The organism is Herbiconiux oxytropis (assembly GCF_024979315.1).
Classification (GTDB): domain Bacteria; phylum Actinomycetota; class Actinomycetes; order Actinomycetales; family Microbacteriaceae; genus Herbiconiux; species Herbiconiux oxytropis.
Window position 1 is genome coordinate 159,219 of sequence record NZ_JANLCK010000001.1, and the last position, 15,613, is coordinate 174,831.

At 69.0% G+C, this 15,613-nt stretch carries 15 protein-coding genes and 1 pseudogene; 2 read left to right on the forward strand and 14 right to left on the reverse strand.

The genetic code is table 11. The annotated features are described in order from the left end of the window. Positions 1-6 precede the first annotated feature (6 nt). The 12 genes and pseudogenes from N1028_RS00765 to N1028_RS00820 form a co-directional block, all read right to left on the reverse strand. A complete protein-coding gene (locus tag N1028_RS00765) occupies positions 7-1,728 on the reverse strand; it encodes a dipeptide ABC transporter ATP-binding protein (RefSeq protein ID WP_259524838.1) in 1,722 nt (573 codons plus the stop codon). Next, positions 1,725-2,768 carry an ABC transporter permease gene (locus tag N1028_RS00770; protein WP_259524839.1) on the reverse strand — a complete coding sequence of 348 codons (1,044 nt, stop codon included), beginning with the start codon at positions 2,766-2,768 and terminating at the stop codon, positions 1,725-1,727. Before N1028_RS00770 ends, N1028_RS00765 begins: the two co-directional genes overlap by 4 nt. A gap of 1 nt (position 2,769) precedes the next feature. Then, positions 2,770-3,855, reverse strand: a complete 1,086-nt coding sequence (locus tag N1028_RS00775; RefSeq protein ID WP_259524840.1) for an ABC transporter permease — start codon at positions 3,853-3,855, stop codon at positions 2,770-2,772. Next, a complete protein-coding gene (locus tag N1028_RS00780) occupies positions 3,852-5,471 on the reverse strand; it encodes an ABC transporter substrate-binding protein (RefSeq protein WP_259524841.1) in 1,620 nt (539 codons plus the stop codon). Before N1028_RS00780 ends, N1028_RS00775 begins: the two co-directional genes overlap by 4 nt. Before the next feature lie 115 nt (positions 5,472-5,586). After that, complete coding sequence (locus N1028_RS00785; RefSeq protein ID WP_259524842.1) at positions 5,587-6,144, reverse strand: DivIVA domain-containing protein; 558 nt, start codon at positions 6,142-6,144, stop codon at positions 5,587-5,589. A gap of 4 nt (positions 6,145-6,148) precedes the next feature. Then, positions 6,149-7,099 carry a phosphatidate cytidylyltransferase gene (locus N1028_RS00790; protein ID WP_259524843.1) on the reverse strand — a complete coding sequence of 317 codons (951 nt, stop codon included), beginning with the start codon at positions 7,097-7,099 and terminating at the stop codon, positions 6,149-6,151. Between the two features lie 15 nt (positions 7,100-7,114). After that, positions 7,115-7,669: a ribosome recycling factor gene (frr, locus tag N1028_RS00795; protein ID WP_259524844.1), complete on the reverse strand. Its 555-nt coding sequence runs from the start codon at positions 7,667-7,669 to the stop codon at positions 7,115-7,117. 53 nt (positions 7,670-7,722) lie between these two features. Then, the gene (gene pyrH / locus N1028_RS00800) at positions 7,723-8,445 is read right to left on the reverse strand and encodes a UMP kinase (protein WP_259524845.1); all 723 of its coding nucleotides are present in this window, start codon (positions 8,443-8,445) and stop codon (positions 7,723-7,725) included. A 130-nt stretch (positions 8,446-8,575) separates the two neighbouring features. Then, on the reverse strand, positions 8,576-9,403 hold the full coding sequence (gene tsf, locus N1028_RS00805; protein WP_259524846.1) for a translation elongation factor Ts: 828 nt from the start codon (positions 9,401-9,403) through the stop codon (positions 8,576-8,578). A 95-nt stretch (positions 9,404-9,498) separates the two neighbouring features. Beyond that, the gene (gene rpsB / locus N1028_RS00810) at positions 9,499-10,524 is read right to left on the reverse strand and encodes a 30S ribosomal protein S2 (RefSeq protein WP_259524847.1); all 1,026 of its coding nucleotides are present in this window, start codon (positions 10,522-10,524) and stop codon (positions 9,499-9,501) included. A gap of 188 nt (positions 10,525-10,712) precedes the next feature. After that, positions 10,713-12,203: a sugar porter family MFS transporter gene (locus N1028_RS00815; protein ID WP_259524848.1), complete on the reverse strand. Its 1,491-nt coding sequence runs from the start codon at positions 12,201-12,203 to the stop codon at positions 10,713-10,715. Between the two features lie 140 nt (positions 12,204-12,343). Then, positions 12,344-12,580, reverse strand: a pseudogene (locus N1028_RS00820) (aldehyde dehydrogenase family protein); the annotation flags it as partial. A 32-nt stretch (positions 12,581-12,612) separates the two neighbouring features. Between N1028_RS00820 and N1028_RS00825 the strand changes: the two are divergent. Together N1028_RS00825 and N1028_RS00830 are read left to right on the forward strand one after the other, a co-directional pair. Next, the gene (locus N1028_RS00825; protein ID WP_259524849.1) at positions 12,613-12,783 is read left to right on the forward strand and encodes a hypothetical protein; all 171 of its coding nucleotides are present in this window, start codon (positions 12,613-12,615) and stop codon (positions 12,781-12,783) included. Between the two features lie 144 nt (positions 12,784-12,927). Next, positions 12,928-13,596: a M23 family metallopeptidase gene (locus N1028_RS00830; protein WP_259524850.1), complete on the forward strand. Its 669-nt coding sequence runs from the start codon at positions 12,928-12,930 to the stop codon at positions 13,594-13,596. Here the strand turns inward: N1028_RS00830 and N1028_RS00835 are convergent. Beyond that, positions 13,544-14,476: a tyrosine recombinase XerC gene (locus N1028_RS00835; RefSeq protein ID WP_259524851.1), complete on the reverse strand. Its 933-nt coding sequence runs from the start codon at positions 14,474-14,476 to the stop codon at positions 13,544-13,546. The two genes, N1028_RS00830 and N1028_RS00835, sit on opposite strands and share 53 nt — an antisense overlap. 92 nt (positions 14,477-14,568) lie before the next feature. After that, positions 14,569-15,468, reverse strand: a complete 900-nt coding sequence (locus tag N1028_RS00840) for a phosphodiesterase (protein WP_259524852.1) — start codon at positions 15,466-15,468, stop codon at positions 14,569-14,571. Between the last annotated feature and the right edge of the window lie 145 nt (positions 15,469-15,613).

The window sequence follows — 15,613 nt, forward strand, 5'->3', positions numbered from 1 at the left end:
CCCGTGTCATCTCCCCCGGGAATCCGCCTGGATGCTCGCGAGCTCCGCCCGGCGGGCGGCCTGCTCGACCGGATCGGGCACCGGGAGGGAGGCGATCAGTCGCCTGGTGTACGGGTCGGTGGGGTGGTCGAGCACCTCGGCACCCGTGCCCTCCTCGACGAGCCGGCCCCGGTAGAGCACAGCGATCCGGTCGGCCAGCAGGTCGACCACGGCGAGGTCGTGGCTGATGAACAGGGCGGCGAAGCCGAACGCGCGCTGCAGCTCGGCGAACAGCTCGAGCACGCGCGCCTGCACCGAGACGTCGAGAGCCGAGGTGGGCTCGTCGGCGATCAGGAGGCTCGGCTCGAGCGCGATCCCCCTGGCGAGGCTCGCGCGCTGGCGCTGGCCGCCCGACAGTTCGTGCGGAAAGCGGTCGCCGAAGCTCCTCGGCAGCTGCACGGCCTCGAGGAGCTCGTCCACGCGCTTCCGCGCATCGCGCGGGCTCTCGGCGCGGCCGTGGATGACGAGCGGTTCGGCCACGGCGTCGGCGATCGTGAGCAGAGGGTTGAAGCTCGCCGCAGGATCCTGGAACACGAAGCCGATGTCGGCGCGCAGCGGCTTGAAGCGCCGCTCGGAGAAGCCGAGCATCTCGAAGCCGTGCACGGTGAGCGAGCCGCCCGTGATGCGGGTGAGGCCGCCCAGGGCCCGGCCGATCGTGGTCTTGCCCGATCCGCTCTCGCCCACGAGACCGAGCACCTCACCGGGCGCGATGCGGAACGAGACGTCGTCGACGGCCCGGAACCCCTTGCGCCCGAAGCGGCCCGGGTAGTCGATCGTGAGGTGCGAGGCCTCCACCACGGGCGCCAGGGCGCTTTCACCCTCGGCGGCGCGGGCCGCGCGCGCACCGGCGCGGGCCGCCTCGCGCTCCGCCGTGTGCACGCGCCCCTGCCCGATGCGGGGCACGGCGTCGAGGAGCCGCCGCGTGTAGGGATCCTGCGGCGAGGCGAAGAGGGTCTTCACGTCGGCCTCCTCGACCACCATGCCCTCGTACATCACCACGACGCGGTCGGCGAGGTCGGCGACCACGCCCATGTTGTGCGTGATGAGCACGATCGCCGTGCCGAACTCGTCCCGGAGCCGGCGCAGCAGGTCGAGGATCTCGGCCTGCACCGTGACGTCGAGCGCCGTGGTGGGCTCGTCGGCCACGATCAGTCCGGGGTTCAGCACGAGGGCCGCAGCGATGACGATGCGCTGCTTCTGGCCGCCCGAGAATTGGTGCGGGTAGTGGTCGACGCGCACTTCGGGCTCGGGGATGCCGACCTTGCGGAGGATCTCGATCGCCTCCCGCCGCGCCTCGGCCTTCGAGACCGTGCCGTGGGCTCGGAGCCCCTCCGCGATCTGCCAGCCGACGGTGAAGACGGGATTGAGCGCGGTCGAGGGCTCCTGGAACACCATCGAGACGTCGGTGCCTCGCACCTCCCGCAGCTGCGAGGGACTGAGCGAGACGATGTCGTTCGCGTGCGAGCCGTCGCGGCTCGCGAGGAGCACCGCGCCTTCTGTCGTGGCGGTCTCGGGCAGGAGGCCCAGGATGCTCTTGGCCGTCACCGACTTGCCGCTGCCGGACTCGCCCACGATGGCGAGCACCTCGCCCTTGCGGACGGTCAGGCTCACGCCGCCGACCGCACGCACGGTGCCGCCGTCGGTCGCGAACGAGATCGAGAGGTCGGTGATCTCGACGACGTCGTTCATGACTTCTCCTCGGTGGTCGTGTCAGGGGCCGCGGCAGCAGCCGTCGCTGTCGTCGTCGCTGTCGTCGCGCGCGCCTTCACGCGTCGACGGGCCCGCAGCCGGGGGTCGGCCAGGTCGTTGAGGCTCTCGCCCACGAGGGTGATGCCCAGCACGGCCAGCACGATCGCGAGCCCCGGGTAGAGGGCGGTCCACCAGATGCCGCTCGTGACATCCGACAGCGCCTTGTTGAGGTCGTAGCCCCACTCCGCCGCGGCGGTCGGCTCGATGCCGAAGCCGAGGAAGCCGAGCCCGGCGAGGGTCAGCAGCGCCTCGGAGCTGTTGAGCGTGAAGATGATCGGCAGCGTGCGGGTGGCGTTGCGCAGCACGTGCCGGAACATGATGCGCGGCGCCGAGGCCCCGAGCATCTTGGCCGACTCCACGTACGGCTCCGCCTTGATGCGGATGGTCTCGGCGCGGATGACCCGGTAGTACTGCGGGATGAAAACCACGGTGATCGAGAGCGCCGCCGCGAAGATGCCACCCCAGAGGCTCGACTGTCCTCCGGAAATGACGATCGAGAGCACGATCGCGAGCAGGAGCGACGGGAAGGCGTAGACGGCGTCGCCGATCACGACGAGCACGCGGTCGAGCCAGCCACCGATGTAGCCGGAGACGAGACCGAGCAGGATGCCGATGAAGATCGAGAACACGACCGCTACGACGATCACGAGCACCGCGGTCTGAGTGCCCCAGATGACCCGGGAGAACACGTCGTAGCCACCGACGGTCGTGCCCATGATATGAGTGGCGCTCGGCGGCTGCTGAGCACCGAAGGGGCCCGAGTCGTCGCGCAGCTGCGCGAATCCGTAGGGGGCGATGAGCGGCGCGAAGGCCGCGACCAGCAGGAACAGGGCGGTGATGGCGAGCCCCGCCACGAGCATGCCGCGCTGCAGGCCCACACTCTGGCGGAGCTGCTTGAGCACGGGAAGACGACCCCAGAAGCTGCCGTTCGCAGGCGGCAGGGTGGTGGGGTGGCCGGAGGGCACGAGTTCGGTAGCCATCTCAGTACCTCACTCTCGGGTCGATGACCGCGGCGATGACGTCGACCACGAAGTTGGTGAGCGCCACGAACACCGCGAGCAGCGCGACGATGCCCTGCACCGCCACGAAGTCGCGGGCGGCGAGGTAGCCGGCGAGCTGGAAGCCGAGACCCTTCCACTCGAAGGTGGTCTCGGTGAGCACGGCTCCGCCGAGCAGCAGCGCGATCTGCAGGCCGATCACGGTGATGATCGGGATGAGGGCAGGCCGGTAGGCGTGCTTCCGCACGAGCCGGAACTCGCTCACCCCGCGCGAGCGAGCGGCGTCGACGTAGTCGGTGCCGAGGGTGCCGATGACGTTCGTGCGCACGAGGCGGAGGAAGACTCCCGCCGTGAGGAGCCCCAGGGCGATGCCTGGGAGCACGGCGTGCGAGAGCACATCGCCGATCGCGGTCGGCGAGCCGAGCATGATCGAGTCGATCAGGTAGATGCCCGTCTTGTTCGGCAGGGTCTGCATGGCGAGCTCGGTGCGGGTGGAGGCCCGCCCGGCGACGGGCAGCCACTGCAGCCAGACCGAGAAGACGAGCTTCAGCAGGAGGCCCGCGAAGAACACGGGGGTGGCGTAGCAGAGGATCGCGAAGATGCGCAGGAACGCGTCGGGCGCGCGGTCGCGGAGGGAGGCCGCGAGCATGCCGAGCGGGATGCCCACGATGAACGCCACGATCAGGGCGTAGAAGGCGAGCTCGAGCGTGGCCCCGCCGTAGGTGAGCAGTACCTCGGTGACGGGGCGGTTGTCGCTGATGGTGTTGCCGAAGTTCCCCGTGAAGATCTGGCCGAGGTACTCGACGTACTGCACGAAGACGGGCCTGTCGTAGCCGGCTGCGCTGATGCGTTCCGCGAGCTGGTCGGCCGTGAGACGGCCGCCCTGTGCGGCGGTGATCGGATCGCCGATCGTGCGCATCAGCAGGAAGACCAGAGTGACCAGGATGAAGATGGTCGGGAAGATCAGCAGGAATCGAACGAGCAGGTACCGGCCGAGGCCGCCCCCGGCGCTTCTGCGCGCGGGGGCGACCGGGCTGGTGGCGTCGCTCGGCAGGAGGCCGGTCGTCATCCCTTGGTGAGGGGTGCGTAGCGGAACTTGAACGACGCGTCGAGCGTGACGCCGTCGACGTCGGTTCCGGCCACGGCGACCTGGGCGCCCTGCAGGTAGGGCACCGTCGAGAGGTCGGCCGCCACCTTGGCCTGGATCTCCTCGATCAGGGCCTGACGTGCGGCCGGGTCGGCCGTCGAGGCCTGCTCGAGGATGAGGTCGTTGACCTCGGGGTTGTCGTAGTGGTTGGCGAGGAAGTTCTCGGTGAGGAAGAACGGCGTCAGGTAGTTGTCGGCGTCCGAGTAGTCCGGGAACCAGCCCAGCTGGTACGAGGGGTACACGTCGGCCGTGCGGTCCTTCGCGTACTGCACCCACTCGGTCGACTGCAGGTTGACCGTGAAGAGACCGGAGGCCTCGAGCTGGTCCTTGATCAGCGCGTACTCGTCTCCCGAGGAGGGGCCGTAGTGGTCGGGGCTGTACTGCAGGTTCAGCTCGAGCGGCGTCGTGATGCCCGCTGCGGTGAGTCGCTCCGTGGCCTTCTCGACCGAGGGGCCTCCCGCGCCGTCGCCGTAGGTCTCCTTGAGCACCTCGGTGGCGCCCGTGAGCCCGGCGGGCACGAACGAGTAGAGCGGGGTGTAGGTGCCCTTGTAGACCTGGTCGGCGATCTCGTCGCGGTCGATCAAGTCGGCGACGGCCTGGCGCACGGCGAGGGCCTTGGCCTCGTCGGCCTCGGCCGTGGTGGCGCCGAAGGGCTGGGTGTCGAAGTTGAACACGATGTAGCGGATCTCGCCGCCCGGGCCGTCCCACACCTTGACGGCGTCGTTCGACGAGAGGTCCTCGACGTCGGTGGCGGAGAGGCTCCGGAACGCCACATCGATGTTGCCCTCCTGCACGTCGAGCTTGAGGTTCGACGAGTCGGCGTAGTACTTGGCGTTGATCGGCGACTCGGCGGCCGGCAGAAGACCCTGGTAGCCCTCGAACGGCACGTAGGAGATGAGGTTGTTGAAGTCGTAGCTCGCGATCGAGTACTGGCCGGCGAACGCCTCGCCGTCGACGATCTCGTCGTCGGGCGTGATGGCATCCGCCGAGAACACGTCCTCGTCGACGATCGGGCCCGCGGGGCTCGAGAGGATCTGCGGGAAGACCTGGTCGTCCGGGTTCTTGAGGGTGAAGACCACGGTGAGGTCGTCGGGGGTGGCGATGCTGTCGAGGTTGTAGAGCAGCGACGAGGGGCCGTTCTCGTCGGCGATCGCGATGTTGCGGTCGAAGCTGAACTTGACGTCGGAGGAGGTGAGCTCGTTGCCGTTGGCGAACGTGAGCCCCTCCTTGAGGGTCACCGTGTACTCGGTGGGCCCGGTGAACTCAGCGCTCGCGGCGATGTCGGGCTCTACGTCGGGGCTGCCATAGGGGGTGTTCATGAGGAACGGGAACACCTGGTTCTGCACGGCGAACGAGCCGTTGTCGTACGAGCCCGCAGGGTCGAGGGTCGTGACCTTGTCGGTCGTGCCGACGATGATCGCGTCGCCCGCGGCGACGTCTCCCCCACCGGCGGCGCAACCGGCGAGGACCAGGGCGAAGGCGGAACCGCCCGCGGCCAGTGCGAGAGCGCGGCGGGCGCGCGTGGATGCTGTTGTCATAGCAGACATAGCTAACACAGAAGTGAGCGTGTCACCCAACCGGGGGACTCGACACGCCGCACATCCTTGTGGAGTGGACAGACTCACGCAGGAAATCTGCGTGGTGCGCCGGTTCTCAGCGCACGGCGAGCATCACATCGACGACCGCGTCGAGCACGGCGTCGACCTGGGCCTCGTCGTAGCCGCCGCGACGGGAGCGGAACACGGCTGTGCGCACGTCGGCGGTGGTGATGTCGGCGCCGGATCGGAAGTACTCCACCAGTCCCGTGCAGAACGCGTCGACATCCTTCGGGTGGTAGCCCACGCGGAGGAACCCGGCCTTCGTGAACTTCTGGCCCTCTGGCCTCTCCAGCCGCAGCAGGATCTCGCCTGCGCGCGAGCGGGCGTTCGCGTACCAGGCCTCGTCGCCTGCCTCCTGATAGGCGCGATCGCGCTCGCGCAGCGCGAAGGCGTCCTCCAGCCGCTCGAGCGCGGCGTCGACGGCGGGTGCGTAGTAGCCGCCCTTCTGCATGCTGAAGGCGGTGTGGCGCACCAGATCGCTCGTGAGCACGAAGTGCTCGTCCGCGGCATCACGCTCGTCGTAGGCCTGACGGGCCTTCCGGAGGAAGTCGTCGACCTCGTTCACGTCGTAACCGAGGATCGAGCTGCGGGTGCGGGGGAAAGGTACGCTCACGGCTCTATTGTGCCAGCACCCAGAGAACGTAGGCCGCGGCCGCCGAGGGCAGGATCGAGTCGAGCCGGTCGAGGATCCCGCCGTGGCCGGGCAGCCAGCTGCTCATGTCCTTGATGCCGATGTCGCGCTTCAGCAGCGACTCGGAGAGGTCACCCACCGTGGCCGTGAACACGATGACCGCAGCGAAGATCAGGCCGAACCACCACGGCTGACCGAGCATGAAGATCGCCAGCAGCACACCGCCTACAAGCGACACGAGCGCGGCTCCGGCGAGGCCCTCCCAGGTCTTCTTGGGGCTGATGGTGGGGGCCATCGGATGCTTGCCGAAATTGAGGCCGGAGGCGTACGCCCCGACATCCGTCAGCACCACCACCACGATGAAGGCGAGCACCCACCACTGCCCGCCGTCTTTGGAGAGCAGCAGCACGGAGGTGGAGGCGAGGAACGACACGTAGACCTGCACGAAGGTGCCGGCCGCGAGGTCCCGGAGCACCGCGGGGAATCCGGCGCGGGGCGTGGACACGGCCCAGGCCCCGAGACGCCAGAGCGCCACGAACAGCATGCCGCCGAGCGCGACGAGCCACTGCCCCTCCGCACCCCCGTAGTAGGCGGCCGGCACCATGGCGACGCCCGCGACGACCGTCGGGATGCGCGGCACCCTGATGTCGGCGTGCTTGAGGGCGGCGACCAGCTCGAGCGTGGCGAAGGCGACCACCACGGCGGCCAGCACCATGAAGATCTCTTTGATGACCACGAGGCTGACCACCATGGCGAGGGCGAGGCCCACGCCGATCGCGATCGCCGAGACGAGATTGCGGCCGCTTCTCGCCGTGATCTTCTCGTTGGCCTCGTCGAACTGCTCCTTGCGGGCGCGCACCTGAGCCTGGATGTCGGCGCGCGTGAGCGGCCGCGGGCGGCGCGGCGGCACGCTCCGGGTGGGATCGGGGTCGCTCATGGCAGCCTGCCGAGGTCAGACCTCGAGCAGTTCCGCTTCTTTGCGCTTGAGGGCGTCGTCGATGGCGTCGACGTGGCTCTTGGTGACCTGCTCGAGCTCCTTCTCGCCGCGCGAGACCTCGTCGTCGCCGACCTCGCTCTTCAGCGCGTCGAGGTCGTCTTTGGCCTTGCGGCGGATGTTGCGCACCGAGACCTTGCCGTCCTCCGCCTTCGCGCGCACGAGCTTGACGTACTCCTTGCGGCGCTCCTCGGTGAGGTCGGGGAGGGTGACGCGCACGATGTTGCCGTCGTTGGTGGGGTTCGCGCCGAGGTTCGGCACGTCGCGGATGGCCTGCTCGATGTCGCGCAGCGCGCTCTTGTCGTAGGGCGTGACGATGAGGGTCCGCGCCTCCTGGTTCTGCAACGAGGCGAGCTGCTCGAGCGGCGTCGGCGTCCCGTAGTAGGGAACCATGATCTTCTGGAACAGGGCCGGGTTCGCCCGGCCCGTCCGCACCGTCGCGAAGTCGTTCTTGGCGGCCTCCACGGCCTTGTCCATGCGGTCGGTGGCGTCGGAAAGCACTTCGGCGATCACGGGAACTCCTTCGGTGGATCGGTCAGATCAAGTGTAGTCAGTGGCCGGTGGTGTCAATGGCTGGTGGTGACCAGTGTGCCGATGCGTTCGCCGCGGATGGCCTTCGCCACGTTGCCCGCCGGCTCCATGCCGAACACGTGCATCGGCATGCCGTTGTCCATGCAGAGGCTGAAGGCCGTCGAGTCGACCACCTTGAGGCCCTGCACCAGGGCTTCGTTGTAGGTCAGGGTGTCGAGCTTCACCGCGTCGGGCACGATCCGCGGATCGGCCGAGTAGACGCCGTCGACGCCGTTCTTGGCCACGAGCACCTCGTCGGCGTGGATCTCAAGGGCGCGCTGGGCGGAGACCGTGTCGGTGGAGAAATAAGGAAGTCCCGCTCCCGCACCGAAGATGACCACGCGGCCCTTCTCGAGGTGACGGATGGCGCGGCGCGGGATGTACGGCTCGGCCACCTGGGTCATCGAGATCGCGGACTGCACGCGGGTCTCGGCTCCGGCCTGCTCGAGGAAGTCCTGCAGGGCGAGGGCGTTCATCACGGTGCCGAGCATGCCCATGTAGTCGGCTCGACCGCGATCCATGCCCCGGGTCGAGAGCTCGGCGCCGCGGAAGAAGTTGCCACCGCCCACGACGATCGCGACCTCGACCTCGGTGGCCGCCTCGGCGATCTCGCGCGCGAGGCCGCTGACCACGTCGGGATTGACCCCGAGCTGACCACCGCCGAACGCTTCACCGGACAGTTTGAGGAGTACCCTGCGCTTTGCTTCCGGCTCTGACATCCGTCGTTGTTCCCTTCGTCGTGCCCCTCGGACAGGCTACCGTGACCGTGACGCCCGGACGATCCGTCCGGGCAGGAGAAAGGGCCCGGATCGAACGACCCGAGCCCTTTCTCGTGCTGCTGCTAGGAGCTTACGCGCCGACCTTGAAGCGGGCGAAGCCGGTGACCTGGATGCCGGCATCCGCCAGCACCTTGGCGACCGAGAGCTTGTTGTCCTTCGCGTAGTCCTGCTCGAGCAGGGCGACCTGCTTGAAGTAGGCGGTGACGCGACCCTCGACGATCTTGGGCAGAGCCGCTTCGGGCTTGCCCTCGTTCTTCGAGATCTCGGTCACGATCGCGCGCTCCTTCTCGACGGCGTCGGCGGGGACGTCTTCGCGAGCGAGGTACTGCGGGTCGGCGAACGAGATGTGCTGCGCGATGCTGCGAGCGGTCTCGGCGTCCGAGCCGGTGTAGGCCACGACCACGCCGACCTGCGGGGGCAGGTCCTTCGAGGTCTTGTGGAGGTACACCTCGAACGCGTCGCCGGTGAGGCGGGCGATGCGGCGCAGCTCGATCTTCTCACCGAGGATCGCGGCCTCGTCGTTGATGACGTCGGCGACGGTCTTGCCGCCGGCCGGAGCGGCCAGCGCCTCCTCGAGGGTCGACGCACCGGCCGCGAACGCCGCGGCGAGCACGACGTCGGCGAGGGCGATGAACTTGTCGCCCTTCGCCACGAAATCGGTCTCGCACGCGAGCTCGATCAGCGTCGCGGCGCCGTCGCCCTGCTGAGCGGCGACGAGCCCCTCGCTCGTGGAGCGATCGGCACGCTTCGCGTTTCCCTTCGCGCCCTTGAGGCGCAGGATCTCGATGGCCTTCTCCATGTCGCCATCGGCTTCGACGAGGGCGTTCTTGGTGTCGACCATGCCGGTTCCGAGCTGCTCGCGCAGCGCCTTGACGTCAGCCAGGCTGATAGTTGCCATGTTGTTTCAGACTCCTTGAAAATTGTCGCGGGACCCGGATTCGCGGGTCACGCTACCGCACAGAAGTGTCGGCGATCTTTCCCGCGATGGGGTGCTTACTCGGCGGCGGGGGCCTTCTCGGCGTCGGTCGCCTCGGCCTCGATCTTGGCCTCGGCGGCCTCGTCGCTCTCGACCTTGTGCTCGACGACGAGGGACTCGTCCGTGATCTCGGCGAGGTCGGCCTGCGCGGCGGCGTCGGCGTCGTTCTCCTCGACGGGCACCTGGGCGGCGACGACCTCGGCAACAGCCTCGGTGTTCTCGGAGCCGGTGACGAGGCCGTCGACGGCCTCGATCTTCTCGTCTTCGGCAGCCGGGGTCTCAGACGCCTGGAGGAGCTCGCGCTCCCACTCGGCCAGCGGCTCGGCGGGGGCGTCGCCCTCGGTCGGCTTCTGGTGGCGCTGGATCAGGCCCTCGGCGGCGGCGTCGGCCACGATGCGGGTGAGCAGGGCGACGGAGCGGATCGCGTCGTCGTTGCCCGGGATGGGGTACGTGACCTCATCGGGGTCGCAGTTGGTGTCGAGGATGCCGATCACGGGGATGCCGAGCTTCTTGGCCTCGTCGATGGCGAGGTGCTCCTTCTTGGTGTCCACGACCCACAGCGCCGACGGCGTCTTGGTGAGGTTGCGGATTCCGCCGAGCGACTTGTGCAGCTTGTCGAGCTCGCGCTTCTTGATGAGGAGTTCCTTCTTGGTGAACCCGCTCTTCGCGGTGTCCTCGAAGTCGAGCTCCTCGAGCTCCTTCATGCGCGCGAGGCGCTTGGAGACCGTCTGGAAGTTGGTGAGGAGGCCACCGAGCCAGCGCTGGTTGACGTAGGGCTGGCCCACGCGGGTCGCCTGCTCGGCGATGGACTCCTGAGCCTGCTTCTTGGTGCCGACGAAGAGCACGGTGCCGCCGTGGGCGACCGTCTCCTTGACGAAGTCGTAGGCCTTGTCGATGTAGCCGAGCGACTGCTGCAGATCGATGATGTAGATGCCGGAACGCTCGGTGAAGATGAAGCGCTTCATCTTCGGGTTCCAACGGCGGGTCTGGTGCCCGAAGTGCACGCCGCTGTCGAGCAGCTGGCGGATGGTGACGACGGCCATGGCCGTTCTCCTCTTCTCGGCGCGCGCGGACGCACGCCATTCTCGGTTTTCTTCGCGACGGTGGCCGCGAATCCTGGTGCCCGGCACGCATCCGACCCGCTCTTACGAAGGGGACCGATGGGATGCTGTCTGCCGATTGGGCACGCGTAGTCACCCCGACATGCGGGGTGCTCCGAGAATTATAGCATTCAGCGGCGGGCGGCCGCGGCGTTCACCTTGCCCTTGCCCCGCTCCACCTTGAGGTCGTCCATGCTCTCGAGCGATCGGCCCTTCGTCTCGGGCACCGCGAAGAAGACGAAGACGAACGACAGCAGCGCGAAGAACGTGTACAGCCCGTAGGTGAAGGCCAGCGAGAAGCTCGACAGCGCCGGGAACGTCTCGGTGATGGCGAAGTTGGTGAGCCACTGGGCGGCGGCGGCCACACCGAGCGCCTTGCCGCGGATGCGGTTGGGGAAGATCTCGCCGAGCAGCACCCAGACGATCGGCCCCCAGGTGGCGCCGAAGAAGATCACGAAGAGGTTGGCGCCGACGAGGGCGAGCGGGCCCCAGGCCCCCGGAAGCTGCGGAGCGCCGTCGACGAGCACCGACTGCGAGAACGCGACCGCCATCAGACCGAGCGAGACGACCATGCCGGCCGATCCGGTGAGCAGCAGCGGGCGGCGGCCGATCTTGTCGACGAAGAAGATCGCCACGAACGTGACGGCCACGTTGATGACGCTCGTCACGACCGAGATGGTGAACGACGTGCCGCTGTTGGTGGTGTCGAAGCCCACGGAGCTCCAGAGGCTCGTGGAGTAGTAGAAGATGACGTTGATGCCGACCAGCTGCTGGAACATCGACAGCAGGATGCCGACCCAGACCACGGGGAGCAGGCCGAAGAGCTTGCCGCGGAGGCTCGCCGTGCGGGCGTTCTCCTTGTCCTCGCGCAGCGAGCGCTCGATGTCCTCGAGCGCCGGATCGACCTCGGCGGCCGGTGTCACGCTCGCGAGCACCTTCCTCGCGTCGTCGCGGCGGTCCTTGCCCACGAGGTAGCGGGGCGACTCGGGAAGGCGCCAGGCGAGCAGCCCGTAGATCACGGCGGGGATCGCGCAGACGATGAACATCCAGCGCCACGCGTCCTGCCCGAACCAGAGCGGTTCGTTCGCCCCTCCCGCCGCACCCTGCAGCAGGGTGTCGGAGAGCAGGGCGGCGAAGATGCCGAGCGTGATCGCGAGCTGCTGCAGGCTCGCGAGCGCGCCGCGCACCGCCTTCGGCGCGATCTCGGCGATGTAGGCCGGCGCGATGACGCTCGCGATGCCGATGCCGAGGCCGCCGATCACGCGCCAGATGATGAGGTCCCAGACGGCGAACGCGAGTCCGGAGCCGATCGAGGAGATGAGGAAGAGGCCCGCGCCGATGAGCATGACCGGGATGCGGCCGATCCGGTCGGCGATGCGGCCGGCGAAGTAGGCGCCGATCGCACAGCCCAGCAGGGCGCACGCCACGACGAAGCCGGAGAGCAGCGGCAGGTCGCCGAGCGCGAAGTCCTCGTCGATCGCCTTGACCGCGCCGTTGATGACGGAGGAGTCGAAGCCGAACAGGAAGCCGCCGAGCGCCGCGGCGATCGAGAGGGCGATGACCTTCCGCCGGAGTTTCCCGGTGATCGCGTGGTCTGCTGCGGTGGCGCTCTTCTCGGCCATGTCGTACTCCCTAGAGCAGGGCCGGTCGGTGACGGATCGGTGGCACCCCGCAGCTCGATCCTGGCACTTCTCTGGGCAGGACGGTAGCTGGTGGTCTCCGGCGGGGCCGCGTGTCGGATCATGAGGTGCCGCGTGACGGAGTAGTCCAGCAGCGGCTCGAGGCTCATGTCCTTAACGAAACCGGAGCCCTTCACCCCGCCGTGCGGCGCCTCGGAGGCGATCGGCAGGTGAGCGTCGACCCAGGTCACACCCACGTCGAGCTGGCGGCTGACCCGGATGGCATCCGCCTCGTCATCGGAGGGCAGCACGGCTCGGGCGAGCGCGGAGTCCGCGGCGGCACTCCTGTCGTCGGTGCCCAGCGGGATCGACGAGGCCACCCGCTTGCTGCTCGGGCCGCGGGGCGACGCTCGTGACGGTGGGGCCGGCGCCGCTGGCCGAATCGGCGGTGCTGTCGCTGCGCTGTCCCGGGGACGACCGTGAGGGCGTCGCGCTCACCGTGGAGACGCTCTCGGGTGAGCTGCTCGCCGCGTCCTGGCGTGATGCCGACCCCTCCTTCGGCTGGAGCCCGAACCTCGGCTGAGTGTCGCTGCCAGCACCGGATCACGCCGGGGACCGTCCACCCGGCGAGCGCATCCAGTCCTCCACAGCCGCCTCGCCGCTCCAGCGAGCGCACCGATGGGGCGACCCCCGCCCTCGGCGATGCCGAGAAGCGCATTCTCGACCCATGAACTTCTTCGCCGGCGTGATCGCCCTGCTCGCTGCGACCATCGTCCTCTCCGTCTCCCCTCCGCTACCCGGTGCCTTGGTCGGCACCGTGGGTGCAGCAGGCTCGGCGCACAGTCCCGCGCCTGAGCGCGGGAACGGGGAGGCCCCGGAGGGCGCGGGCACGTGGCTCTGGCCGATCGAGCCGAGGCCACCGGTCGCCGCGGAGTTCCGTGCGCCGGCGACACGGTACGGCGCCGGGCACCGCGGGCTCGATCTCGAGGCGGGGCCAGGAGTGCAGATCCGCGCCCCCGCCGACGGGGTCATCGCCTTCGCGGGCGTCGTGGTCGATCGCCCGGTGGTCTCGGTGGAGCATGCCGGCGGGGTGCGGTCGACGTTCGAGCCCGCGCAGTCCCTCGTCGCTGCCGGTGGTCTCGTCGCACGCGGTCAGCCTCTGGCGGTGGTCGCCGTCGGAGGGCACTGCGCCGATGGGTGCCTGCACCTGGGAGCTCGACTGAACGGCGGCTACGTGAACCCGCGCCTGTTCCTGTCGGGAGTTCCTCGCGCGGTGCTGTTGCCTCTGGCGCAGGACGGTCCGCAGGCCGGTCCGATGGTTCGCGAACGTCGCGGGGAGTCCGTCAGGCGCGGGGGTGCGCGGCGCGATAAGAGGCTCGGAGCCGTTCTGTGGTGACGTGGGTGTAGATCTGCGTCGTACCGAGGCTCGCATGGCCGAGCAGCTCCTGCACAGCGCGGAGGTCGGCGCCGCCGTCGAGCAGATGGGTGGCCGCCGTGTGGCGGAGGGCGTGCGGTCCGGCCGGTCCTGACCCCGGAGCGGACTCGAGCAGACGCGCCACGAGCTGGTAGACGGAGCGGGTCCCGAGCCGAGCACCCCGAACCCCGAGGAACAGTGCGGCGCTCGATCCTGCGGAACCGGACGGCGATGCCGTTGCGCGGGCGCGGAGGGCCGGCCGAGCGCGAGCGAGGTAGTCGGCGACGGCGGTGTGCGCGGGGGCTCCGAACGGCACGACCCGCTCCTTCGAGCCCTTGCCGACGACCCGCACGGTGCGCCGATCGAGGTCCAGGTCGTCGAGGTCGATGCCGACGAGTTCCGAGACACGGAGGGCCGAGGCGTAGAGCAGTTCGACCACGGCCCGGTCACGGAGCGCGACGGGATCGCCTTCGGCCGAGGCGGTGTCGAGGAGCTCGAGCACGTCGTTCATCGAGTCTCCGGAGAGCACGCGGGGAAGCGTGCGGTCCGGCTTGGGTGCGCGGAGCCGCACCGCCGTGTCGATGTCGGTGACACCCGTCCGCCGCAGCCAGGCCGAGAAGGTCTTCGCACTGGCCGAACGACGGGCGAGCGTCGACTTGGCGAGCTCCCGTTGCGATGCCTCCCACAGCCAGTCGCGGTAGAGCTCGAGATCGAGACCCTGCACATTCTCGATTCCTCGCGCGGCAGCGAACCGCTCGAGATCGGCGAGATCCGCCCCGTACGAACGAACCGTGTGAACCGAGTACCCACGATCGAGCCGCAGATGCCGCTCGTACGCGTGCCTCGCCTCACCGATCCTCATCCACCCAGCTTGCCTCCTCCGGCCTCGAACACCCGGGCACCCCGCGGGATCTCCCCGCATCCGCTCGAGGGCGTCGGGCGAGACGCGGTGGATCAGGAGGAGATCGGGGGGACCTGACGCGAGAAGGCCTCCAGGCGTTCGGGGGCAGGGAGGGCATCGACGCGGGCGACGAAGTCATGGTCGAAGGACGTCACGATCGGGTAGTCCCCGATGGGGATGATCGAGTGCACCACGCGGTCGCCGTAGACGTCGACGATGGAGAAGGACTGGCCGCCACCGAGACCCCGGAGAGCGCCTCGCGGGCCCGCGACATCCATCGTGTAGCAGGTGGCGGCCGCGACCGAGACCGGGATTCCCGCGAAGGTGCTCGTGGTCGAGTAGTGGAGGTGCCCGCCGAGGATGGCACGCACGTCGGTGCCCTCGATGACCGCCGCGAGCTCGTGCTGGCGCTGCAGCTCGAGGATGGGCATGAGCGGGAGCGTCGTGGGGATGGGCGGGTGGTGCAGCGCGAGGAGCGTGCCCTCCGGCGCGGCCTGCTCGAGCTCTGTGCGCAACCACCGGAGCTGCTCCTCGGAGAGCTCGCCGTGGTGATAACCCGGCACCGTCGTATCGAGGGCGATGATGCGAAGGCCACCGAGCATGATGCTCGCCACGACCGGGTCGGTGAGCGGCTGTTCGTCGAGCAGTTCGGTGCGCACTCGCGCCCGGTCGTCGTGATTTCCCATGACCCAGAGCACCCGAGCGCCCAGCCGTGCGGCAGCCGGTTCGACGATGCCCCGGATGCGACGGTACGCATCCTCCTCGCCCAGGTCGGCGATGTCCCCGGTGAACACGAGCGCTTCGGGCCGGATCCCCGACTCCTCGAGCTGAGCAAGCGCCCTCGTGAGCGTCGCGTCCGTGTCGATGGCACCGTGCAACGGCCTCCGGCCGGCCAGGAAGTGCGTGTCGCTGATGTGGACGATCGTGTGCTGTGGCGCGCCGTGCTCGGACATGCCCCCAGTCTCGCAGAACCCTCCGCGCCCACCCTCGCCTCTCGCCCACCTGTCCGGTTCCCGCCCGAACAGCCGGTGAACAGTGGCTGCCGTATGGTGCCTGACGCCGGATGGCAGCCAGATGGCGGCCGGCCCGGCCACGGAG